Here is a 22,408-nt window from a genome sequence, read left to right on the forward strand (position 1 = left end):
ATTTACACTGCAGAATGAAATTGTGAGGCCGGGTATCACTATCGCGAGAGTGAGCGGCGAGAAGGGCCGGAGAGAAAGAAACTTACAGTGTGCAGGCTACCGGCGCGCGCCCCGGTTTCAGGCAACGGCCTTCAGGTTTGCGCGCCCCGGAAACTTTCCGCAGGTAACCGACTGTATCCAGTGCTCACCCAGGGTGAACTGACACTGGTAGTCCTGCGGCAGCTTGTGCTTGTCTGCGAAGCGTTCGGTTAGGCGCAACACCAGTGCCTGCTCCTCGAGCCGCAGCTCCACGGCCTCGGCCACTTCGAACCCGAAGTAGTCTCGCACCGATGGATACAGGGCTTTGAACAGGCTTTCTTTGGCGGAATAGATCAGGGTAAGCGCCACCCGCTCGGACAGACCCTGGTCACTGAGCAGCTCCCGCTCGCGCCGGGTGGCCACTATGGTGGCAATCTCGCGGCAGACCCGGGTGGGGATCAGGACTTCCACATCAATTCCCAGGTAATCCATATCCAGACGGCGACTTACGGCACACACCGCCACACTGCCCACGTGAGAAATGGAACCGACCACCCCGCTCGGCCACAGCGGATTACGCTGCTCGCCGATACCGACCTGCAAATCCTGATTGCGTACCGGGGCCAGGTGCTGCAATGCCAGCGCTGCGGCGTAGCGACCCGCGAGAAATCCCGCCTGCCGCTTGGGCAGCGAGCGCGCGATAGACTCGGGCAGGGCAATTCCCAATTGAGGGTAGAGCGTGGCTTGATAGCCCGCCGAATCAAATTCACAGCTCACCTGGCGCACGCCGGTTCTCGGATCCACCGCCGACTGCACCTTGCCAATAAAATGACGCTCGGCCCCGGATTCCTTCGTTGCGTTGACTGCCTGCATTTACCTCTCCCCCGAAACTACATTGGATGTTCATTAGCTTGGTGAATGCATGCAGCATGCCAAGCCATCCGGCGGACGCTATTTCTTCGAGGTAAGCTTCGGGCTGGTTGCGGCTCCGGTGACAGTCACCTCAGGGAGTAACACCTGCAGAATTTTGTACAGGACTTCGATTCGCGCGTCGTTGGGGAAGTATTTATTGGCAAGCAGCACAAAACCAAAGCGCTGTTCCGGAATGAATGCCACATAAGTGGAAAAGCCACTGGTGGATCCGGTTTTGTTGATCAACACATTTTTTTGCGGCGCCAGGGGAGGCCGGATGGGTTCAACCGGGTGATCTTCGGTGATCATCATGCGGGAGTTGCCTTGTAACAGGGTATCGGCCCTCACGGGTAGCGCGTACTGCTCCCACACCAGGTCCTGCACATAGAACTCGGTTTTGAAGTGCCCCTCGCGGGTTGCCGCCAGGGCCTTTTCCAGTTCGGGGGAGGCCTGCACCAGCTGCATATGGATCCCCAGGTAACGCACCAGATCCGCAGCACTGGACTTGACTCCGTAAGCCTCTTCTCCCAGCACACCGATATTCACCCGCACCGCTTTATCATCGCGGTTGTACCCCTGGGCATAATCGGACATCTTCTCCGCTGGCACCGAGATATAGGTATCCCCCAATCCCAGGCCCTGAAAGATTTTCTCCTGCATGACCTTGGCGTAGGGCTGGCGCAATTTCTCTGCGGTGATCAGCCCCAGCAACCCTATCCCCGGATTGGCGTAAGTGCGGCTGGTACCGGGAAAATACTGCGGTTGCCACTGTTTCAGGTAAGCCAGTAACTGCCGGTTGTTCTCAATGTCCGATGGCACCTGCAGTGGGAAGTGACCTGCCGTATGGGTGGCCAGATTGAGCAGTGTCACACCATCCATGGCTGAACCACGCAACTCCGGCAGGTGCAGGCTCACCGGATCCTTCAGTGACAGGGCACCGGTCAACTCGGCATAGGCCGCCAGCGTCGCGGTAAATGTTTTACTGACGGAGCCGATTTCAAATAGTGTGTGCTCCGTAACCAGATTCCCGGCCTCCGCCGAGGTTTCCCCCATATTAAAAAAGTAGGGTTCCCCATCCACCGTCAGGGCAAGGGCCATGCCCGGCACCTCATACTTTTCCACCACGGGTCGAATGGCATCAACCACCAGCGCCTGAAGCTTCTCCGGGTCCACGCGTGCCGGCGCTGCGAAGGAACTTGCCGATACGCACAGCGCCATCAACCCCCAGGCCAAAACATGGCGCAATTTCAAACCCAACAATGGCATGGCAGTTTCCCTGAGCATCCAGATTTATTGTTCATCGTCAGACCACACCCCCGGAAAATAGTGCAAAAAGCCACGCTCTGCTGACCGGAACAGGCAGAGCCAGCCATTGCCGTGCGCCCCCTCCCGCCTCGTAAATCCATCAACCGGGCAAGAAAATAGGTATTATCCACAGGCCGACGCCACTAAAGGTATTAGCGCGGTTGGCAATAGCCGCGCGATCTGGAATGCGCCGGCACAGAAACAGGATGTATGCTTACAATCACAAGGATGAGAACAATGCCAAACATGGAACAGCTAAAAAGTATCCTGAAATCCTACGGTGTCTCCGAACACAGCATGGCCGTGATCCAGGCACGACATGGATCCAGCATTTTCGTGAAGATGTCCAAAAGTGACCAGACGTTAACCGGCCGCGAAACCCACCGCTACCCCCACATCAGCCCCGCTTACAACGACACTCCCGCCCACCTGACGGATATCCGTTTTGTGAAAACCGTAGGGGCACACGACGTCTTTCAGCGATTTCATCGCCATATTGATGACAACCTCAACCTGACCGGCGAGCGCCACGACCGCTTCCAGGCGGTAGAGAGGAACTCGGGGGCTATTTATTCGGTCAGTGTTACAGGGGGAAGAGGCCCGGCTGCGACGGATGTCCGTTCGCTGGAAGAATTGCGCGGGCTGACCTTTTCCATTGGCTTGCGGGTTCACGAGTATCAACGCTACGCGGTCATGTCTCGGGCAGTCATGAACAAGTACAATCTGGGTGTACGAACCTAGTCATTTGCGGTAACAGCAGTTTCGGGAATATGCGACGAATCCTGAAGAAAAGTATTCTTGCGACAGTGTTGCTGGGCTTGCTGGCAGCACTGGCGTTCGTATTGTTTCCCGGTCTCAAGTATGAAATTTACCGCCAGCTGTCGCCCAAGCTGCGCTGGAATATCTCCTATGCACTGACCGACAAGTTTGTGGTGGGGATGGTGTATTTTGTGGAGCGCGACCGGCAGCTATTGCTGGTTCGCCACAGCTACCAGGACAAGTGGGCGCTGCCCGGCGGCTGGGTAGAACGCCATGAATCCTTCGAGGAATCGGCGCGGCGGGAGTTGGATGAGGAGCTGAACATCCGCATCGACGATTTTGAGGTGCTGGAGGTAAACAAGGTACCGCGCTCCGGGATCATCAACATCGCCATCCGCGGCCGCCTGCAGGACAAGAAAGTGATGATTCGCGACAACGAAATCTTCGGTTATCGCTTCTTCGATCTCGACCAGTTACCGGAAGACATACTCTATACCCACAAGCCCTACATCCGCCGCTACCTGGAGTCCTACCAAGCACCGCAAGCCATCCCGGCACAAGTGCCCGAACAGGCCACGGAGCCTGACCCGGCGCCGGTGGAAGCCAGTCCCGCGCAAGCGGATCACTAGCCCACCGCCACCTCTCAATTAAACTATCTCGTCACCCTTTCACCCCATTTGCGATCTGAAACACCACCCGTGCAGCAGTGCGTGCGGCGTGATCTTCGATATCAAAATAGGGATTGAACTCGGCGATATCCGCCAGGCACACCTTTTTCGACTCCAGCACTGTGTCCAGCAATGGCTCGAACAGGTCGAAGGGTACACCGCGCCCGGCGGGCGCACTGACCGCCGGCATCACCGCTGCAGGGAACACATCCAGGTCGATGGTGAGGTAAACAAAATCCACCCGGTCGATAAAGTCCGCCATCTGCTTCTGCACCAGTTCGATGCGCCAGGGGACAATTTCCCGGTCGGAAATCACCTGGGCCCCCAGCTCTTCGGCGCGGTGATAGAGCGCCGGGGTATTGGCGGTGGCGGCAGCACCCACACAGAGGTAATTAAACGGGCGGCCATTGAGGTCACACTGTTCCGCAATCTGGTAAAAGGGCGTGCCGGAAGAGCCCTGGGGCGCCGGCAGGCGCAGATCCAGGTGCGCGTCGAAATTGATGATGCCCAGGGTTTTATCCCGGTGTTGCTCGCGCATCCAGCGGGCAATCCCCTGGTAACTGCCGAAGGCGATTTCGTGGCCGCCCCCCAGCACCAGCGGAAAGTGCCCGGCGCTCATCAGCTCGGTAATACGCGCGCCGAGCATCGCCTGACCGGATTCCAGGTCGTCTTTTTCTACCCGCACATTGCCGGCGTCATACAGTGGCGCACCGAAGGTCTTGGGCAGGTTGGCAAGCGCCAGGCGCAGAATCCGCGGCCCCTTGGCAGCGCCAATACGCCCCTTGTTGCGGCGCACGCCCTCATCCGAGGCAAACCCCAGCACCGCCAGCCCCGGCGGGCTGTCCAGGTGCAGCGGCACTATGTCCTGGTGCCAGCGCTTGCCGGCCTTGCCGTCTTCACTGTCAATCCGACCGCTCCACAAACGCATATCAGCCAGCTGTAACATGGCGTCCCCCGAAAAACATTTCTGCAGGTTTCAGCGCGCCCACTTCGTAGGCCAGCTGATCCGGTGTCTCCATCGGCCACAGGGCCATATCCGCGCGCAATCCGGGGCGCAGCACGCCGCGACTGCAACAGATGCCGAGGGCGCGGGCCGCCGAGCGGGTGACGCCGGCAAGGGCCTCTGCCGGTGTCAGTCCGAACAGATTGCACCCCATGTTCATCATCAGGCGCAGGGAAGCGATGGGGCAGCTGCCGGGATTCAGGTCGGTGGAAATCGCCATGGGTACACCGGCGGCACGCAACTTGTCGATGGGTGGCACCCGGGTTTCCTTCAGGGTGTAAAAAGCCCCCGGCAATAACACCGCGGCAGTACCACTTTCCGCCATGGCAGCGACATCGGCATCGGTGATGTATTCGATGTGCTCCACCGAAAGCGCACCGGCCCTGGCCGCCATACGGGTGGCGCCGGTGGACGCCAGCTGTTCCGCATGCACCTTTACCGGCAGATCCAGCTTTTGCGCCGCCAAAATGACTTTTTGGCACTGTTCGACACTGAAAGCGATGTTTTCACAGAACATATCCACCGCATCCGCCAGCTGCTCTTTGGCCACTGCTGGCAGGATTTCTTCACACACCAGATCGATGTACTCGTCCGCGCGGCCGTCGTATTCCGGCGGCAGGGCATGGGCGGCGAGACAGGTGGTGAGAATATTGACCGGATGGTGCTGGGCCAGGCGGCGGGCAACGCGCAACTGCTTGAGCTCGGTTTCCAGATCGAGGCCGTAGCCGGACTTCACTTCCACCGTGGTGACGCCCTCGGCAATCAGCGCGCGCAAGCGCGGCTCGGCACTGCGGTACAGATCCGCGGCACTGGCAGCCCGGGTTGCGCGCACGGTAGAAAGAATACCGCCGCCACTGCGGGCCACTTCCTCATAGCTTTCGCCGCCCAGGCGACGGGCGAACTCGCTGGCGCGATGGCCGCCGTAGACCATATGGGTATGGCAATCGATCAGTCCCGGCGTCAGCCACTGGCCCTCGCCGTCGATCACCAGATCAGCCGTACACTCCGGCAGCTCCCGGCGCGGCCCTATCCAGACGATTTTTTTACCCGTCACCGCCACCGCGGCGTCTTCTACAGCGCCGTAGGCACCGGGAATCGACGGATCCATAGTGGCCGCGTGGACGTTGGTAATCAGCAGATCACAGCGTTCAGTCATAGTTGCTCACTGAATTGGCGTTAATTGTAACGATAGCCCTAACGGGGCCATTTGGCGCAGATTCTCACTCTTGACAGCCATCGCCATCAAATCCATAGTTGCGCCATCGACAAACTTGTATATACAAGAATGTACAACTTGGCAGCCACTTTACCCGAGCAGGCAAAGACCACACAAGTATGAGCAGTCAATCTTCCACCACCACCGCAGAAACCGGCAGCCAGCCCCGCTACGCCGCCATCAAAGCGCACATCCGCGCCCAGATCGAATCCGGTGACTGGCCCGCCCACTTCCGTGTGCCCTCGGAAAATCAGCTCGCCCAGGACTTCACCGTCAGCCGCATGACCGCCCGCCGCGCCCTCTCCGAACTCACCGACGAAGGCGTGCTCATCCGCTCCCAGGGCCTCGGCACCTTCGTCGCCGAACCAGTCCCCGCCGGCTCCCTGCTCGAAGTGCGCAACATCGCCGACGAAGTCGCCGCCCGCGGTCACAGTTACGGCAACCGCATCCTCAAACTGGAGCAGACCACCGCCAATACCGAAGTCGCCGTGGCACTTGGCCTCGCCGAAGGCGCCGCGGTCTACCACTCGATCATCGTGCACCTGGACAACGACCTGCCGATCCAGTTCGAAGAACGCTATACCAACCCCACACTGGTGCCGGACTACCTGCAACAGGACTTCACTGCGGCCACACCCAACGAATACCTGACCCGCGTGGCGCCACTGACGGAGGTGGATACCACGGTGGAAGCGATTAGTGCCGATGACGCTGTGAGTAGTGCGCTGGAAATCAAAACGGGTACTGCGTGTTTGCAGATCTGGCGACGCACGAAAAGTAGTGCGGGCACCGTGAGCTTTGCGCGACTGGTGCACCCGGGAAATAGATACCGGCTCGGAGCACAGCTACGTTTTTGAAAAAGAAACACGACGAAGTAAAGAAATATGAATTGAAGGCGGAGTGCCGGGCGGAGGTTTTCAGGATCGTCGCAAACAGGAAGTTTGCGCCGAAGCGCCCAGGGATGGGTTTACAGCGGTCCTGAAAACCTCCGCCCGGCGCTTTGCCGCCACAGCACCAAATCGAAACGCCGGGCCAAAAACCCACAGAACCTAATTTCAAACCAAGAATTTGGAAAAAAACGAGGCAACCATGACCGATAAACGCCACGACCCCAGCCGTAAAATCGCCGCCCCCACCGGCACCAAGCTCAACGCAAAAAGCTGGCTCACCGAAGCCCCCCTGCGCATGCTGATGAACAACCTGCACCCCGACGTCGCCGAACGCCCGGAAGATCTCGTTGTCTACGGCGGCATCGGCCGCGCCGCACGCGACTGGGAGTGCTACGACAAAATCGTCGAAGTACTGCAGCGTTTGGAGGACGACGAAACTTTATTGGTCCAATCCGGCAAACCCGTCGGCGTATTCAAAACCCACGCCGACGCCCCCCGCGTACTGATCGCCAACTCCAACCTGGTCCCGCACTGGGCCAACTGGGAACACTTCAACGAGCTGGATAAAAAAGGCCTCGCCATGTACGGCCAGATGACCGCCGGCTCCTGGATCTACATCGGCTCCCAGGGCATCGTCCAGGGCACCTACGAAACTTTCGCCGCGGTTGCACGCAAGCACTTCGACGGTGAAGCCAAAGGCAAATGGGTACTGACCGGTGGCCTCGGCGGCATGGGCGGCGCCCAGCCCCTCGCCGCCACCATGGCCGGCTTCTGCATGATCGCCGTCGAGTGCGACGAAACCCGCATCGACTTCCGCCTGCGCACCGGCTACGTGGACAAGAAAGCCACCAGCCTCGACGAAGCCCTGGCGATGATCAACGAAGCCATGGAAAACAATGAGGCCATCTCCGTCGGCCTGCTCGGCAACGCCGCCGACGTATTCCCGGAAATTGTCGATCGCGGTATTTTACCGGACTGCGTTACCGACCAGACCTCCGCTCACGATCCGCTGAACGGCTACCTGCCGCAAGGCTGGACCATGGAATACGCAGCCGAGATGCGCAAAGCCGACGAAGCGCTGGTGGTGAAAGAAGCCAAGAAATCCATGGGCATCCAGGTACAGGCCATGCTCGCTCTGCAAGAACGCGGCGCCGCCACTCTCGACTACGGCAATAACATCCGCCAGATGGCCTTCGAAGTGGGCGTAGAGAATGCGTTCGACTTCCCCGGCTTCGTACCGGCCTACATCCGCCCGCTGTTCTGCGAAGGCATTGGTCCCTTCCGCTGGGCGGCACTGTCCGGTAACCCGGAAGACATCTACAAGACCGACGCCAAGGTAAAAGAACTGATCCCGGACAACCCGCAGCTGCACAACTGGCTGGACATGGCGCGCGAGCGCATCCAGTTCCAGGGCCTGCCCGCGCGCATCTGCTGGGTTGGTCTGAAAGACCGCGCGCGTCTGGCGCTGGCGTTCAACGAAATGGTGGCGAATGGTGAACTGGAAGCACCGGTGGTGATCGGCCGCGACCACCTCGACTCCGGCTCCGTTGCCAGCCCTAACCGCGAAACCGAATCCATGATGGACGGCTCCGATGCCGTCTCCGACTGGCCGCTGCTGAATGCCCTGCTGAATACCGCCAGCGGCGCTACCTGGGTATCCCTGCACCACGGCGGCGGCGTCGGCATGGGCTTCTCCCAGCACTCCGGTGTGGTGATCGTATGTGACGGTACCGAGGCCGCGAAGAAACGCATCGAGCGCGTCCTGTGGAACGACCCGGCTACCGGCGTAATGCGTCACGCGGATGCCGGCTACGAGATTGCGAAAAACTGCGCACGTGAGCAGGGCCTAGACCTGCCGATGCTCAAGGATTAATTCGCAGTCTTGTTAAATTCATTCGCTGTGCCCAAAGCACCGGCACAGCGAACATCAACACTATTTTCGGTAGAAAGCGTTATGTACCAACTGGAAATCACCCCCGGCCAACTGAGCCTGGAACAACTGCGCCGCGTCGCCCGCGAACCGGTAAAACTGAGCCTGAACAGCGACGCTCACGGAGCCATCGAAGCCTCCGCCAAAACCGTCGCCGACGTTCTGGAACAGGGCCGCACCGTCTACGGCATCAACACCGGTTTCGGCCTGCTGGCCAACACCCGCATTGAAAAGAAAGACCTGGAAACCCTGCAGCGCGCCATCGTGCTCTCCCATGCCGCCGGCACCGGCAACTTCATGAGTGAAGACACTGTGCGCCTGCTGATGGTGTTGAAGATCAACTCACTCGCCCGCGGTTTTTCCGGCATCCGCCTGGAAGTGATTCAGGCCCTGATCAAACTGGTCAACGCCGGTGTCTACCCGGCGATCCCGGAAAAAGGTTCCGTGGGCGCCTCCGGCGACCTGGCACCGCTGGCACATATGAGCGTGGTACTGCTGGGTGAGGGCGAATGCTTTATCAATGGCGAGCGTAAGCCGGCATCCGAAGGCCTGCGCTTTGCGGAAATGCGTCCGCTGGTGCTGGCGCCGAAGGAAGGTCTGGCACTGTTGAACGGCACCCAGGCCTCCACCGCTTTTGCCCTGCAGGGTATGTTCAGCGCGGAAGACCTGTTCGCCGGAGCCGTGGTAACCGGCGCACTGACCCTGGAAGCCGCCAAGGGCTCCCGCCGCCCATTCGACGATCGCATTCACGCTGCACGCGGCCAGGTAGCCCAGCGCGATGTTGCCGCGAGCTACCGCGACCTGCTGGGTGACCACAGTGAAATCGGTGAGTCTCACGAAGATTGCGAAAAGGTGCAGGATCCCTATTCCCTGCGCTGCCAGCCCCAGGTAATGGGTGCCTGCCTGCAGCAGATCCGCTTTGCGTCTGAAGTGTTGCTGGCGGAAGCCAACGGCGTTTCCGACAACCCGCTGGTCTTCACCGACGAGGAAAACCCGGAAAACTCCGACATCATTTCCGGTGGCAACTTCCATGCGGAACCGGTAGCGATGGTCGCCGACAACCTGGCCCTGGCAATTGCGGAAATTGGCTCCCTGTCCGAGCGCCGCATGGCACTGCTGATCGACTCCAACCTGTCCGGCCTGCCGCCGTTCCTGGTGGACAATGGCGGGGTTAACTCCGGCTTTATGATTGCCCAGGTGACTTCCGCGGCGCTGGCCAGCGAGAACAAGACCTTTGCCCACCCGGCGAGCGTCGACTCCCTGCCGACCTCCGCCAACCAGGAAGACCACGTGTCCATGGCCACCTTCGCCGGTCGCCGCCTGCGGGATATGGCCGACAACACCTGCGGCATTCTCGCCGTGGAACTGCTGGCCGCCTGCCAGGGCCTCGACTTCCGTGCACCACTGAAGACTACCGAGAAACTGGAAAGCGCCAAGGCCGCCCTGCGCGAACGCGTGCCCTTCTATGACAAGGACCGCTATTTCGCGCCGGATATCGAGGAAGCCAAGCAGCTGCTGGCGAGCGCTTATTACCGGGAATACCTGGCGGTAGAAATGCTGCCGAGTAATCAGTAATCCGCGCTCTTAACTCACCTTTTCTGAATACCGGCGGAGACTCTTCCGCCGGCATTCAAGCCCCACCCCAGACAATCAACTGCAGAGGTGTATAAACAGGCTGAAAATCTGCTCAGTTACTTCATTCTCCGTTGTTCCATTTCCTGCTCGATACTCTCTTCCCACTTCCCACTGATATATTGTTCGGCGATTTCTCTCAAGTCCGAACTTGATGCCGATGATCCATAAAACGCTTTTTTGCCAAAATTTTCGGCCATATAGTCAAAAATTATCTTACGATCTGTTACCGGTAACGCCCTACAAATAGGCTCAATCAATTCGAAACCCCCGATGTCCGTAGCCTTGTTCCACTCAGCCAAAAATTCCTCTGCCCACAGGAAATCATTCCCACTGCGTTCACTAACAGCGCGATACTTTTCTTTATTATTTTTTAGGAACAACAGCGATGCTTTAAGCCTGAAGAGCTGCTGACTTTCCCACGGAGGCATATCTTGCAAAACTGAAATTGCCATATTGGAAACACCAAGGCGATGCAAGTCTTGCTTAGCAGATTCTAAGATACTTTTTCGGGATAAAACGGAGATCAGATCGCTCATCGCCAGCCAGTCTGGAAAATTCTCGATATCCGCCTCGTACCCACCATCATCCAGTTTATGTAGCCCAAACCGCTGCAAAGAGCGCATCACTTCTGCATTGCCAAGATTTTTTCCAACCAGAGAGTCTCTCTGACGTACTTTGAGCTCCCGATCTTGCGAGCAATCAATTTCTGAGGCGTCATCCAGAAATACAAAGGTGGCTTCGAAGTACGCAAGAGGGTTAGTTAATTGAGAGGTTGGTTCAGCAATACCGCTGGGTCCAGACAACGATAAAAGTAATACAAGAAGCAGACGACACATTGTTATTTTCCCGGGTTCCGAGTGGGCAGACTTAATTTTTCATGGCTTACCTCCTATATAACTCCTACCTGACAGCTCGCCGCCAACTTGACGCCAGCTCCCACAAAACTCTGATGATGCTCAGACATCGGCACTTCCTTGCTCTCTATACCGTCGCTTCAATAAGACAGGAAGGCACTCCACCCGTTTCAAGGCTCATTTAAGTCACTATCCCGAAACCATCTTGAGGAAACTAGTCACTATTTGGCCCAGATTGAAGTTTACGTTAACGTAAACGTCAACTAGACTTCTGGCACATCTGAGGAACGGCCAATGAGCGCCCCAACATGACGACAGGCACCACCAGCTACAGCATCTCCGAGCTGGCCCAGGAATTCGGGATCACCACTCGCACCATCCGCTTCTATGAAGACAAGGGACTCCTGAGCCCCGAGCGGCGCGGGCAGACGCGGGTTTACACCCCGGAAGACCGGGTGCGCCTGAAATTGATCCTGCGCGGCAAACGTCTTGGCTTCTCGCTGGATGAGAGCCGGGAAATCATCGACATGTACGACCCGGGCAAAGGCAATGTCGAGCAGCTCAACCGACTCCTCGAACGTATCGACAGCAAGCGCCAGCAGTTACGGCAACAGCAGCGGGACATCGAGAAGATGCTCGCGCAGCTGGACGATGCCACGGCGCGCACCAAAGCGGCGCTGGCCGAACAGACCGACTGATAAACCACTGAATACAACCTCTGACTGACTCATAGCGGAGCTACCATGAATACACCTTACCCCACGCTCAACTTCGGCCTCGGTGAAGACATCGATATGCTGCGCGACATGGTCTACAAGTTCTGCCAGGCAGAACTGGCCCCGCGCGCGGCGCAGATTGATGAGGACAACCTGTTTCCCGCCGATATGTGGAAGAAGTTTGGCGAGCTGGGCTTGCTGGGGATGACCGTGGAAGAGGAGTACGGCGGTACCAACATGGGTTACCTGGCCCACGCGGTGGCGATGGAGGAAATTTCCCGCGCGTCCGCCTCCGTCGGCCTGTCGTACGGTGCCCACTCCAACCTGTGTGTGAACCAGATTCGCAAGAATGGTACCCCGGAGCAGAAGGCAAAATATCTGCCGAAGCTGTGTTCCGGTGAGCATATCGGCGCTCTGGCGATGAGCGAACCGAATTCCGGTTCCGATGTGGTGAGCCTGCAGCTGAAGGCGGAGAAGAAGGGTGACCGTTTTATCCTGAACGGCAACAAGATGTGGATCACTAACGGTCCTGACGCAGACACTTACGTGATCTATGCGCGCACTGAGCCGGGCATCAGCTCCGGCGGTATTACGGCGTTTATTGTTGAGCGCGGCTTCAAGGGTTTCTCGCAGGCGCAAAAGCTGGATAAGCTGGGCATGCGCGGTTCCAACACCTGTGAGCTGGTGTTTCAGGACTGCGAGGTACCGGAAGAAAACATTCTGGGCCAGCTGAATGGCGGTGTGCGCGTGTTGATGAGCGGTCTGGATTACGAGCGGACGATCCTGTCCGGTGGCCCGGTGGGCATCATGCAGGCGTGCCTGGATATCGTTGTGCCTTACCTGCACGAGCGCAAGCAGTTCGGTAAGGCGATTGGTGAGTTCCAGCTGATGCAGGGCAAGGTTGCGGATATGTATACGGACCTGAATGCGAGCCGCGCGTATCTGTACGCGGTTGCCCGTGCTTGTGATCGCGGTGAGGACTCGCGCAAGGATTCTGCGGCGGTGATCCTGTTTACTGCGGAGCGTGCGACGCAAATGGCACTGCAGGCGATTCAGACACTGGGCGGTAACGGCTATATCAACGAATACGCGACCGGTCGCCTGTTGCGCGATGCCAAGCTTTACGAGATCGGTGCTGGCACTTCTGAGATTCGTCGCATGCTGATCGGGCGTGAGCTGTTCAACGAGACTCGCTAAGTTCTTTAATTATTTCAGTGGCGGCGCTGCTGCCGGTACGGGTTTGCCAGACACACCGTGAACCCATCCATGGGGGCTCTTCTAAAACATCCCTGTTTTAGAAGGTCTGGCAAACCCGTACCGGCATCAGCACCTTCGCGTTCAGGTTCTGACTACGAATTGGCCTCGCATTATTTATGAATCAGATTCAGAGCAAGATTAATTCCCGCGATCCAGCGTTTGCGGAAAACCGCGAGCAGATGCAATCCATCGTCGATGACCTGCGGAGCAAGCTGGAAACCATCGCCAAAGGCGGCAGTGAGCGCGCGCGGGAGAAACATGTTTCGCGCGGTAAATTGCTACCCCGCGACCGTATCGATGCCCTGCTTGATCCGGGCAGTCCGTTCCTGGAATTTTCCCAGCTGGCCGCCTATGACGTTTATGGCGAAGACGTACCCGCCGCGGGAATTCTCACCGGTATCGGCACCGTAGCGGGCCAGCCCTGCGTGATTGTGGCGAACGATGCAACGGTAAAAGGCGGCACCTATTATCCGCTGACGGTGAAGAAGCACCTGCGTGCTCAAACCATTGCCGAGCAGAACAATCTGCCGTGTATTTATCTGGTGGATTCCGGCGGTGCCAACCTGCCGCGCCAGGATGATGTATTCCCGGATCGCGAACACTTCGGTCGTATCTTCTTCAATCAGGCGAATCTGTCTGCCAAAAATATTCCGCAGATTGCGGTGGTGATGGGCAGCTGTACTGCCGGCGGTGCTTATGTGCCGGCGATGGCGGATGAGTCGATCATGGTGAAGGAGCAGGCGACGATTTTCCTGGCGGGTCCGCCGCTGGTGAAAGCGGCTACCGGCGAAGAGGTTCCCGCGGAGGAGCTGGGTGGTGCCGAGGTGCACTGCAAGACATCCGGGGTTTCCGACCACTTTGCCAATAACGATACCCACGCGCTACAGATTGCGCGCAATTCCGTGTCACGCCTGAACCGGGTAAAAAATCCGGGTCTGGATATTCAGAAGCCGATCGAGCCAATTTATCCGCCGGAAGAAATCTACGGGATTGTGCCCAAGGATTCACGCCAGCCGTTTGATGTGCGCGAGATTATTGCACGGGTTGTCGACGGCTCCGAGTTTGATGAATTCAAGGCGATGTACGGCACCACTCTGGTGACCGGCTTTGCCCGCATCCATGGCTACCCGGTGGGTATTGTCGCCAACAACGGTATTCTGTTTGCGGAGAGCGCACAAAAAGGCGCGCACTTTATTGAGCTGTGTGCACAGCGCAATATTCCGTTGGTATTCCTGCAGAACATCACGGGTTTCATGGTGGGCAAGCAGTACGAGGCCGGCGGTATTGCCAAGCACGGTGCCAAGATGGTCACGGCAGTCGCTACCGCGAAAGTGCCGAAGATCACCATCCTGATCGGCGGTTCTTTCGGTGCCGGTAACTACGGCATGTGTGGCCGCGCCTATGATCCTAACTTCCTGTTCATGTGGCCCAACGCGCGCATCTCGGTAATGGGCGGTGAGCAGGCGGCGGGTGTACTCGCGCAGGTAAAGAAAGACCAGATGGCAGCGCAGGGTGATAACTGGAGCGAGGAAGACATCGCCAGGTTCAAGCAACCCATCATCGACGACTACGAGCACCAGGGGCATCCCTACTACGCCTCTGCGCGCCTGTGGGATGACGGCGTGATCGACCCGAAAGATACCCGCACGGTACTGGGGCTTTGCCTCGCCGCCGCCACGCACAAAGAGCCGGAAGAAACAAAATTCGGAATTTTCCGGATGTAGTATGTTGGCCGGTGTTTCGAACCGGCCAACCACGTATCCAAGAAAGTTCACGAGAATTCGAGAGTTAAGGAAAGAACATGAGCGAAAAAATGCTGTGCGAAATCGATAGCGAAGGCGTTGCCACGGTTACCCTCAACCGTCCGGAAATCCACAACGCCTTCGATGACGACCTGATTCGCCAGCTGGGCGAAACCTTCGACAACCTCGCCCGCAGTGGCGGCGTGCGCGCATTGATTCTCGCCTCCAACGGCAAAAGCTTCTCCGCCGGCGCCGACCTCAACTGGATGAAGCGGATGGCGGACTACAGCGAAGAACAAAACCGGCAAGACGCCGCCGCACTCGCCGCAATGCTGCACAAACTCGACCAATTCCCGGCCCCGACCATCGCCCGCGTTCAGGGCGCCGCGTTTGGCGGAGCCGTAGGCCTGGTCAGCTGCTGCGACATCGCCGTCGCCGCCGAGCGCGCCAGCTTCTGCCTCAGCGAAGTAAAAATCGGCCTGCTGCCCGCCACCATCAGCCCCTACGTGATCAACGCCATCGGCGCACGCCAGGCCCGTCGCTACTTCGTCACCGCCGAACGCTTCTCGGCAGAACGCGCCAAAGATATGGGACTGGTCTCCGAAGTCGTCGCCGATGGCGATCTGGACCTGACCGTACAGAAGCTGGTGAACTGCATTACCGACAACGGCCCCAACGCCGTCACCATGGCCAAGCAACTGGCCATGTCCATGTCGAACCGGGTCATCAATGAAGAACTTCAGGGACAGACCAGCGCACTGATTGCTGCAGTACGGGTTTCTCCGGAAGGACAGGAAGGATTGAGTGCGTTCCTCGAGAAACGCGCCCCCAGCTGGATGAACACCAGCGAAGAGTAAGTAAGTCAGCACTAAGTCAGCACAAGGCTTATGAAGATCTGAAATTTGAATAGAAGACCGGGCGCCGGGTGGGAGTTTTCAGGATCGTCGGCAACAGGGATGTTGCCGACGAAGCGTACAGGGATGTATTTACAGCGGTCCTGAAAACTCCCACCCGGTGACCGGTCGCCACAGCGCTAGAACAAAGCACTATAGAGCCCAGCTATGATTCGCAAACTGCTGATCGCCAACCGCGGCGAAATTGCCTGTCGTATTATCCGCACCGCGCGCCGCCTCGGCGTCGCCACCGTAGCGGTCTATTCCGACGCAGACGCCAACGCCCTGCACGTCCAGCAGGCCGACGAAGCCGTTTATCTCGGCCCCGCGCCCGCCAAAGAATCCTACCTGGACAGCGACAAAGTCATCGCCGCCGCCAAAGCCACCGGCGCCGACGCCATACACCCCGGCTACGGCTTCCTCTCGGAAAACGCCCCCTTCTGCCGCGCCTGCGAAGAAGCCGGCATCATCTTCGTCGGCCCACCCGCCGCCGCCATCGACGCCATGGGTTCCAAATCCGCCGCCAAGCGCATTATGGAAGAAGCCCAGGTCCCGCTGGTTCCCGGCTACCACGGCCAGAACCAGGACCCCGGTATTCTAGAAGGCCACGCCAACCGCATCGGCTACCCAGTGCTGCTCAAAGCCGCGGCCGGTGGCGGCGGTAAAGGCATGCGCCGGGTCGACAAGGCCAACGACTTCCACGCGGCTCTGGAAGCCGCCAAACGGGAAGCCAGCAACGCCTTCAACGACGATTTGATGCTGATCGAGCGCTACGTGGTCAATCCGCGTCACGTGGAAATCCAGGTGTTCTGCGACAAACAGGGCAAAGGGGTTTACCTGTTTGAACGGGACTGTTCCGTACAGCGCCGCCACCAGAAAGTCGTGGAAGAAGCACCCGCCCCCGGCCTGCCCGCAGAAACCCGCAAAAAAATGGGTGAAGCCGCCCTGCGCGCCGCCCACGCCATCGGCTATGTGGGCGCCGGCACCGTGGAATTCCTGCTCGACGCCAGCGGTGCCTTCTACTTTATGGAAATGAACACCCGCCTGCAGGTGGAGCACCCGGTGACCGAAATGATCACCGGCCAGGACCTGGTGGCCTGGCAGCTCGCGGTCGCCGGCGGCGATCCGCTGCCACTGGAACAGGACGACCTGAGCATTGTCGGCCACGCCTTTGAAGTGCGCATCTACGCGGAAGACCCCGACAACGACTTCCTGCCAGCCACCGGCAAATTGCTGCGGCACCAGCCCCCGGCGGCCAGCCAGTCCGTGCGCGTGGATACCGGCGTGCAGACCGGCGATGAAATCAGCGTGCACTACGACCCGATGATCTCCAAGCTCATCGTGCACGGTCGCAATCGCCGCGAGGCCCTGACCAAACTCGACCGCGCCCTGCAGCAGTACCAGATTGCCGGCCTGCGCCACAATATCGAATTCCTGCGCCGGGTGATCAATCACACCGCCTTTGTTAACGGCCGGGTGAACACCCACTTTATCGAAGACTATGAGCAGGAAATCCTGCAACAGGAGCGGCAACTGCGCTCCCAACAGTGCGCCGCCATCGCCGCGTTTTTGCATCACAACGAAACCCGCGCGCTGCATCGCAGTGCCCCCAAAGCCGACCCCTTTTCCCCTTGGCATAGCGGCAACAACTGGCGCAATGGCCTCACGGTCTGGCGCAGCCAGCGGGTAGAAATTCATGGCCAGGAAGTCGAAATCCACTTCGCCGGCAGCGACGAAAAACTTCAGTGGCGTTGCAGCGCCGCACTGGATACTCAGGCGGGTGAAGTCGTCACCCCGCACGGCAAGAACATCGCCATTCTCGACGGCCGCCGACTGAGCTACACCAGTGTCAGCAGCGGCGACCAGGGCACGGTCTTTATCAATGGCGAGCAGGTGGACTTCAAAGTATTGCCGGCGGATATCGGCGAGAGTGCAGACGCCGCCCACGGACTTGAGGCGCCCATGAATGGCACCATCGTCGCACTGTTGGTAGAGCCCGGTACTGAAGTGGAAAAAGACCAGCCGCTGCTGGTGATGGAAGCGATGAAAATGGAACACACCTTGCGCGCCCCGGCCAAGGGCCAGGTACAGCAGTTCTTCTGCGCCGCCGGTGAACTGGTAGACGGCGGCAGCCTGCTGATCGACTTTGCGGCAGAGAGTGCGGAGGCCTGATGATGCTATTTCCGGATCGCGTCAAAATCGTCGAAGTGGGTCCCCGTGACGGCCTGCAGAATGAAAAGCAGCCCATCTCGGTGGACACCCGGGTCCAGCTGATCAATCTGCTGAGCGAGAGCGGCTTGCAGGTGATCGAGGCCGGCAGCTTTGTCAGCCCCAAATGGGTACCGCAGATGGCGGCCAGTGAAGAAGTGCTGGCGGGTATCCAGCGCAAGCCCGGGATCACTTACAGCGCACTCACCCCCAACATGGTGGGTTACGAGCGCGCACGGGACGCCGGTGCCGATGAAGTGGCCGTGTTTGGCGCCGCCTCGGAAAGCTTCACCCGCAAGAATATCAACTGCTCCATCGAAGAAAGCCTGGAGCGTTTCCGCCCGCTGGTGGAGCAGGCCCGCGCCGACGGTATTCCGGTGCGCGGTTATGTGTCCTGTGTACTGGGCTGCCCTTACGAGGGCGACATCCCCGCAGAAAAGGTGGCGGAAGTGAGCCGCGCGCTGCTGGAGATGGGCTGCTACGAGATCAGTCTCGGCGACACCATCGGTGTCGGCACCCCGGAAAAAGCCCGGTACATGATTGAGACCGTCGCCCGGCAGGTACCCCTGGAAAAGCTCGCGGTGCACTTCCACGATACCTACGGCCAGGCGCTGGCAAATATCTACGCGGCACTTCAGGTCGGGATCAGCGTGGTCGACTCGGCGGTGGCCGGTCTCGGCGGCTGTCCCTATGCCAAGGGCGCTTCCGGCAATGTGGCCAGTGAAGACGTGCTGTATATGCTCGACGGCCTCGGTATCCATACCGGTGTCGACCTTGCGCGCCTGGCGAAGGCCGGCAACTTTATTTCCCGCGCGCTCGGCCGTGAAAGCGGCTCCAAAGTCGCCCGCGCCATGAGCGGTGACTGCGGCACCGTCGAGGGCGATTGAGGCGAATAGCGGTCACGGGATTCATCGCGATCTGCTAACATCAGGCGCTTCGACACAAACGCCTGAATTTTGATCGCATGAAAGCCTTACGTTTTATTCTGATCGCCTTTTCTTCCCTGCTGTTGCTGGCGGCCGTGATTGCGCCCCGCCTGATCGGCCCCAAGGTCGAGGAGACACTGCAACAGCAACTGGGCAACCAGCCCAATATCGAGCTGACGGGCTACCAGCGCGGCTGGTTTGGCGCCGAAGCACTGACCCTGTTGAAGGGCAAGGACGGCGCCACCGAAGCTTATACAGCCATCCAGCACGGTCCGGTGCTGTTTACCCACAGCGGCCCGCGCATCGGGGTTATCTACGGTGAGACACGTTTTACCGGTAAGCAGCTGGAGCCGGCGCTGCGCCGCCAGCTGGAGGCCTATTACGGCCCCCTGGGCACAGAACTGGAAGACAGCCCGCTGCTGGTGGAAACCCTTGTGGGTACCAACAACCGGGTCACCAACACCCTGCACCTGCTGCCCATCGAGCGCAACGAAGGCGATCAGCAGATCCAGTTCAAGGGTGCCCAGATCCAGATAGTCACCGACTACCAGGGCAAACAGCAGGACAGCTACCTGGCGCTGGGCGAGTTTGTGCGCATGGACGGCCACCGCGAGGCCCTGTACCTCGAATCTGCCACCGGCAGTTTCGAACTGGATCCCAATGGCGCCGGCAAACTGCACCTGACCCTGCCGCTGGTGCGCGCCAACAACGATTCCGGCCCGCTGGAACTGCGCAATGCGGAACTCGATTACAGTGGTGAACTGGTGGCCGCGCGTACCCTGAAGGTGCAAACCCGGGTCGAGCTGCCGGAGATCCAGTCCGCCACCCCGGCCAGCGCCCTGACCCAGCAGATCAACCTGCCCGCCATCGGCTACGACGACCTGCACCACTACCTCTACAGCCTGCTGCTGACCCCGTCCGCCCAGCGCAGCTGGCCGCAGGTGTTCGACCGCCCGCTGCAGATGCAACAACAGCTGGATATCGAAACCGCCAACGGCCCCATGCAATTGCAGCTGGATGTGGACTGGAAAGGCATGCCGAGAAGCCGGCAGGTTCAGAACGACAAGCTCTTCTGGCTGGACGCCCTCACCGGCAGCGCCAATATCAACGCCGCCGAGCAGGCACTGATGCAGTCGCCGCTGGTATTACAGGCCAGCACCCTCAAACAGTACGGCCTGCTCAAGAGCAACAACGGCGAGCTGAGCATGCATCTGCAACTGGATCGCGGCAATCTCGTAGTCAACGGCCAGCCGCTGCCGGCGGACCTGTTTATCCTGGCGATGACCAGCAAGTTCTGAGCCGAAAACGACAGGCAAAAAAAGAGCGGCCAATTGGCCGCTCGACGGTTTTCTCTCACCGAATTCTCGCTTTCTCTCACCGTTTACCGGCACTACCTCAATTCGTTCTCACTGCTTCGTTTGTTCACTCAAGCGTATGCGGGGCGATTGTCCGCCAGGGTCAGCCAGCCGCGGACGACGCGGTACACCAGCCAAACCCAGCTGATGGCCCAGACCGCAAACCCCACCAGAATCCATACCGTGGCCCAGCCCACGACCAGCCACAGCAGGCTGTACCAGAAAGTGCGGATCTGCCAGCGGAAATGGGACTCCGCCAGAGTGCCGCGCACATCCCCGCGCTTGACGTAGTTAATCAATACCGCAACAAAGAACGGCACCGCGGTGAAAATACTGATGGCCTGAATCAGGTACACCAGGGTGGCGATATCGCGCGCGGATCGCTCGCGCTCTTGCGCGGCGGGGGTGGGGTACTGCTCTGTCATGGTCTGCTTCCCGTCAAATAACCAAGGCTAAGTGTAGATCCAATCGTTGCCGGTAATAAATACGCCACAGCGCGACTGATCGCGAGTGGCACCCGCTTTACCGCGATGGAACCCCGCCTCACTCAGCGCAGCGCCCACTCGGTATGCACGTTTCTCTCCCGCCAGGCCTTCAGCTGCTGGATTGAATTGCGCATCAGGCCGAGCACCTCGGTACGCTGGTGGCGGCAGTAATCCCGCTCACTATCGATGGTCAGACGCGCAGACAGCGCCTTGAGACGGCTGGCGACCACCTCCAGGCCGACACTTTCTGCCTCGGCAGCAATCACCTGTGCCTGGTGCTGGGCGTCCAGCCAATGGCGGCCGGTGAGCGCACTGGTAAAGGCGGTAATCTTTTTCGGCAGGTTGGCCAGGCGATCGCCCAGTAACTCGGCAAAGGCCAGGTGCCCCAGAGTGTCGCGCTGGCGCTCCAGGGTGCTCGAATTCAACACCTTGGTGGCCCTGGCCGGCTTACTGCTACCGGAGCGGCTGCGGGTCTTCTGGTCCACCCAACTCAGTAACTGCGACAGCTGGGCACCGGTCGGCTGCGACGGCAATACGCCACTCAATCCGCGGCCGGCATAGCGGTCCTTGTCGCCCGCTCCAACCGAGTCCAGCATGCCAAAGATCAATAAGTTCTCGTTGGCGTAATCACCGCGAATCTTGCGTGCGGTTTCCACACCATCGATCAGTGGCAGGCGCACATCGATCAGCACCAGGTCAAAATTGCCTTTGAGTGCCGCCTCGGCACCATCGATACCGTTGGTTTCCCGGCGCACTTTGTGCCCGCAGGCCTCCAGGCGCGGGCGCAGGCTCGGGTGGCTGTCATTTTCCACCAGCAACACCAGCAGCTCCCGCTGGGAATCGTCCGAAGTGATTGCGGCGCTGATGGAAGGCCCATCCACGGCCTGAGGCGTGCCCTGACCTGCGCGCTGTACCTCTTCGATATTACTGCGCAGGGCGCGGCACTGCCCCAGTGCGGCCTCCGCCAGATGCCGGGTTTCTTCATCCCCGCCACGGGCCAGCAGGCTCATGGTGCTCACCAGGGTTTCCAGGGGTTTGCGCATCCGATGGCCGGTGAGCGACAGAAAATCCCGGTGCTCTTCCTGCAGCTGTTCCGCCGCGACTTTTGCTTCGTCCAGCAGTTTGTCCCGCTCCATCAGTTCGTGCACCCGCGTCTGCACCTGGCGGAACAGCTTGGCATTCTCGGCCTGCAGGTCCGCCACCTTGGAGGCACCGGATTCCTGGGCCGCCTGCAACTGGGCGCGCAGATAAACCAGGGCTATAAAGCTGGCGACGGCGACAACTGCCGCCAGCAGCACCCACAGCAGCGGTAGGCGATTTTCCAGCAGCAGGGCCTCCCCGGGGAAGGCCAGTGCCACTGCCGGGCAATTGCTGAGCAGCAGAGCGCAAAGCAGCTGGTGGCCGCGGCCCTTTAGGGGAGCTGAAGATCGGGGAATTGAAGCGGACCCCGAAAATGGGGCGCCGACGGGTTTTGCGCTGGCACTGAGGCAGCCGCTACTCGCCGAATGGCAGTAGGTCATGGTCATACTCATACTCATCCTTGTAACCACTGAAAATGACGGGTTAATCCTGCAACCCGGCCCGAAGTTTGCGTTTATTGCATTTATTTCGGGTTTCTTACCTGTCCGTTAAGACG

General features: G+C 59.3%; 19 protein-coding genes. 12 read left to right on the plus strand and 7 right to left on the minus strand.

The annotated features are described in order from the left end of the window. Positions 1-117: 117 nt before the first annotated feature. Together M0G74_RS04765 and ampC are read right to left on the minus strand one after the other, a co-directional pair. Entirely contained in the window at positions 118-891 is a 774-nt protein-coding gene (locus M0G74_RS04765; RefSeq protein ID WP_248215137.1) for a 4'-phosphopantetheinyl transferase superfamily protein, read from the minus strand. Between the two features lie 78 nt (positions 892-969). After that, on the minus strand, positions 970-2,196 hold the full coding sequence (ampC, locus tag M0G74_RS04770) for a class C beta-lactamase (RefSeq protein ID WP_248215139.1): 1,227 nt from the start codon (positions 2,194-2,196) through the stop codon (positions 970-972). A 276-nt stretch (positions 2,197-2,472) separates the two neighbouring features. Here ampC and M0G74_RS04775 point away from each other — a divergent pair, with 276 nt between their 5' ends. Both M0G74_RS04775 and M0G74_RS04780 read left to right on the plus strand, forming a co-directional pair. After that, positions 2,473-2,976, plus strand: coding sequence for a hypothetical protein (locus tag M0G74_RS04775; RefSeq protein ID WP_248215142.1), 504 nt, complete (start codon positions 2,473-2,475; stop codon positions 2,974-2,976). A gap of 29 nt (positions 2,977-3,005) precedes the next feature. Next, a complete protein-coding gene (locus M0G74_RS04780; RefSeq protein WP_248215144.1) occupies positions 3,006-3,623 on the plus strand; it encodes an NUDIX domain-containing protein in 618 nt (205 codons plus the stop codon). 31 nt (positions 3,624-3,654) lie between these two features. Here the strand turns inward: M0G74_RS04780 and hutG are convergent, their stop codons facing one another. Further along, the gene (hutG, locus tag M0G74_RS04785) at positions 3,655-4,608 is read right to left on the minus strand and encodes a formimidoylglutamase (RefSeq protein WP_248215146.1); all 954 of its coding nucleotides are present in this window, start codon (positions 4,606-4,608) and stop codon (positions 3,655-3,657) included. Beyond that, entirely contained in the window at positions 4,592-5,821 is a 1,230-nt protein-coding gene (hutI, locus tag M0G74_RS04790; protein ID WP_248215148.1) for an imidazolonepropionase, read from the minus strand. Before hutI ends, hutG begins: the two co-directional genes overlap by 17 nt. Before the next feature lie 179 nt (positions 5,822-6,000). Between hutI and hutC the strand changes: the two genes are divergently transcribed. The 3 genes from hutC (at position 6,001) to hutH (ending at position 10,276) form a co-directional block, all read left to right on the plus strand. After that, positions 6,001-6,738: a histidine utilization repressor gene (gene hutC / locus M0G74_RS04795; RefSeq protein WP_248215150.1), complete on the plus strand. Its 738-nt coding sequence runs from the start codon at positions 6,001-6,003 to the stop codon at positions 6,736-6,738. Between the two features lie 232 nt (positions 6,739-6,970). Next, positions 6,971-8,644, plus strand: a complete 1,674-nt coding sequence (gene hutU / locus M0G74_RS04800) for a urocanate hydratase (protein ID WP_248215152.1) — start codon at positions 6,971-6,973, stop codon at positions 8,642-8,644. Between the two features lie 81 nt (positions 8,645-8,725). Then, positions 8,726-10,276, plus strand: coding sequence for a histidine ammonia-lyase (gene hutH / locus M0G74_RS04805; RefSeq protein WP_248215153.1), 1,551 nt, complete (start codon positions 8,726-8,728; stop codon positions 10,274-10,276). Positions 10,277-10,392: 116 nt separating this feature from the next. Here the strand turns inward: hutH and M0G74_RS04810 are convergent, their stop codons facing one another. Continuing rightward, entirely contained in the window at positions 10,393-11,172 is a 780-nt protein-coding gene (locus M0G74_RS04810) for a hypothetical protein (RefSeq protein WP_248215155.1), read from the minus strand. Between the two features lie 326 nt (positions 11,173-11,498). Between M0G74_RS04810 and M0G74_RS04815 the strand changes: the two genes are divergently transcribed. The 7 genes from M0G74_RS04815 (at position 11,499) to M0G74_RS04845 (ending at position 20,230) form a co-directional block, all read left to right on the plus strand. Further along, complete coding sequence (locus M0G74_RS04815; RefSeq protein ID WP_160152180.1) at positions 11,499-11,888, plus strand: MerR family DNA-binding transcriptional regulator; 390 nt, start codon at positions 11,499-11,501, stop codon at positions 11,886-11,888. 45 nt (positions 11,889-11,933) lie between these two features. Further along, on the plus strand, positions 11,934-13,103 hold the full coding sequence (locus M0G74_RS04820) for an isovaleryl-CoA dehydrogenase (RefSeq protein WP_248215157.1): 1,170 nt from the start codon (positions 11,934-11,936) through the stop codon (positions 13,101-13,103). Between the two features lie 176 nt (positions 13,104-13,279). Further along, on the plus strand, positions 13,280-14,887 hold the full coding sequence (locus M0G74_RS04825) for a carboxyl transferase domain-containing protein (RefSeq protein WP_248215159.1): 1,608 nt from the start codon (positions 13,280-13,282) through the stop codon (positions 14,885-14,887). A 77-nt stretch (positions 14,888-14,964) separates the two neighbouring features. Next, entirely contained in the window at positions 14,965-15,762 is a 798-nt protein-coding gene (locus tag M0G74_RS04830) for an enoyl-CoA hydratase/isomerase family protein (RefSeq protein ID WP_248215161.1), read from the plus strand. Positions 15,763-15,966: 204 nt separating this feature from the next. Then, a complete protein-coding gene (locus M0G74_RS04835) occupies positions 15,967-17,970 on the plus strand; it encodes an acetyl/propionyl/methylcrotonyl-CoA carboxylase subunit alpha (RefSeq protein ID WP_160152176.1) in 2,004 nt (667 codons plus the stop codon). 2 nt (positions 17,971-17,972) lie between these two features. After that, a complete protein-coding gene (locus M0G74_RS04840) occupies positions 17,973-18,893 on the plus strand; it encodes a hydroxymethylglutaryl-CoA lyase (protein ID WP_248215314.1) in 921 nt (306 codons plus the stop codon). Positions 18,894-18,970: 77 nt separating this feature from the next. Beyond that, positions 18,971-20,230 (plus strand): DUF945 family protein, encoded by a 1,260-nt coding sequence (locus M0G74_RS04845; protein ID WP_248215162.1) that lies wholly within the window; start codon positions 18,971-18,973, stop codon positions 20,228-20,230. A gap of 128 nt (positions 20,231-20,358) precedes the next feature. Here M0G74_RS04845 and M0G74_RS04850 read toward each other — a convergent pair whose 3' ends face one another. Both M0G74_RS04850 and M0G74_RS04855 read right to left on the minus strand, forming a co-directional pair. After that, on the minus strand, positions 20,359-20,712 hold the full coding sequence (locus tag M0G74_RS04850) for a hypothetical protein (protein ID WP_201276906.1): 354 nt from the start codon (positions 20,710-20,712) through the stop codon (positions 20,359-20,361). Between the two features lie 122 nt (positions 20,713-20,834). Then, positions 20,835-22,304 (minus strand): hypothetical protein, encoded by a 1,470-nt coding sequence (locus tag M0G74_RS04855; protein WP_248215163.1) that lies wholly within the window; start codon positions 22,302-22,304, stop codon positions 20,835-20,837. Positions 22,305-22,408: the final 104 nt, after the last annotated feature.

The organism is Microbulbifer sp. CAU 1566 (assembly GCF_023156515.1).
In the GTDB taxonomy this organism is placed as follows: Bacteria; Pseudomonadota; Gammaproteobacteria; order Pseudomonadales; family Cellvibrionaceae; genus Microbulbifer.

What these genes read in the sequence shown, in the direction of transcription:
- M0G74_RS04765 (WP_248215137.1), bottom strand. Translation starts at nt 891, where the DNA reads ATGCAGGCAGTCAACGCAACGAAGGAATCCGGGGCCGAGCGTCATTTT.
- M0G74_RS04815 (WP_160152180.1), top strand. Translation starts at nt 11,499, where the DNA reads ATGACGACAGGCACCACCAGCTACAGCATCTCCGAGCTGGCCCAGGAA.
- hutC (WP_248215150.1), top strand. Translation starts at nt 6,001, where the DNA reads ATGAGCAGTCAATCTTCCACCACCACCGCAGAAACCGGCAGCCAGCCC.
- M0G74_RS04850 (WP_201276906.1), bottom strand. Translation starts at nt 20,712, where the DNA reads ATGACAGAGCAGTACCCCACCCCCGCCGCGCAAGAGCGCGAGCGATCC.
- M0G74_RS04775 (WP_248215142.1), top strand. Translation starts at nt 2,473, where the DNA reads ATGCCAAACATGGAACAGCTAAAAAGTATCCTGAAATCCTACGGTGTC.
- hutU (WP_248215152.1), top strand. Translation starts at nt 6,971, where the DNA reads ATGACCGATAAACGCCACGACCCCAGCCGTAAAATCGCCGCCCCCACC.
- M0G74_RS04845 (WP_248215162.1), top strand. Translation starts at nt 18,971, where the DNA reads ATGAAAGCCTTACGTTTTATTCTGATCGCCTTTTCTTCCCTGCTGTTG.
- hutH (WP_248215153.1), top strand. Translation starts at nt 8,726, where the DNA reads ATGTACCAACTGGAAATCACCCCCGGCCAACTGAGCCTGGAACAACTG.
- hutG (WP_248215146.1), bottom strand. Translation starts at nt 4,608, where the DNA reads ATGTTACAGCTGGCTGATATGCGTTTGTGGAGCGGTCGGATTGACAGT.
- M0G74_RS04820 (WP_248215157.1), top strand. Translation starts at nt 11,934, where the DNA reads ATGAATACACCTTACCCCACGCTCAACTTCGGCCTCGGTGAAGACATC.
- M0G74_RS04835 (WP_160152176.1), top strand. Translation starts at nt 15,967, where the DNA reads ATGATTCGCAAACTGCTGATCGCCAACCGCGGCGAAATTGCCTGTCGT.
- M0G74_RS04780 (WP_248215144.1), top strand. Translation starts at nt 3,006, where the DNA reads ATGCGACGAATCCTGAAGAAAAGTATTCTTGCGACAGTGTTGCTGGGC.
- M0G74_RS04825 (WP_248215159.1), top strand. Translation starts at nt 13,280, where the DNA reads ATGAATCAGATTCAGAGCAAGATTAATTCCCGCGATCCAGCGTTTGCG.
- ampC (WP_248215139.1), bottom strand. Translation starts at nt 2,196, where the DNA reads ATGCCATTGTTGGGTTTGAAATTGCGCCATGTTTTGGCCTGGGGGTTG.
- hutI (WP_248215148.1), bottom strand. Translation starts at nt 5,821, where the DNA reads ATGACTGAACGCTGTGATCTGCTGATTACCAACGTCCACGCGGCCACT.
- M0G74_RS04840 (WP_248215314.1), top strand. Translation starts at nt 17,973, where the DNA reads ATGCTATTTCCGGATCGCGTCAAAATCGTCGAAGTGGGTCCCCGTGAC.
- M0G74_RS04855 (WP_248215163.1), bottom strand. Translation starts at nt 22,304, where the DNA reads ATGAGTATGACCATGACCTACTGCCATTCGGCGAGTAGCGGCTGCCTC.
- M0G74_RS04810 (WP_248215155.1), bottom strand. Translation starts at nt 11,172, where the DNA reads ATGTGTCGTCTGCTTCTTGTATTACTTTTATCGTTGTCTGGACCCAGC.
- M0G74_RS04830 (WP_248215161.1), top strand. Translation starts at nt 14,965, where the DNA reads ATGAGCGAAAAAATGCTGTGCGAAATCGATAGCGAAGGCGTTGCCACG.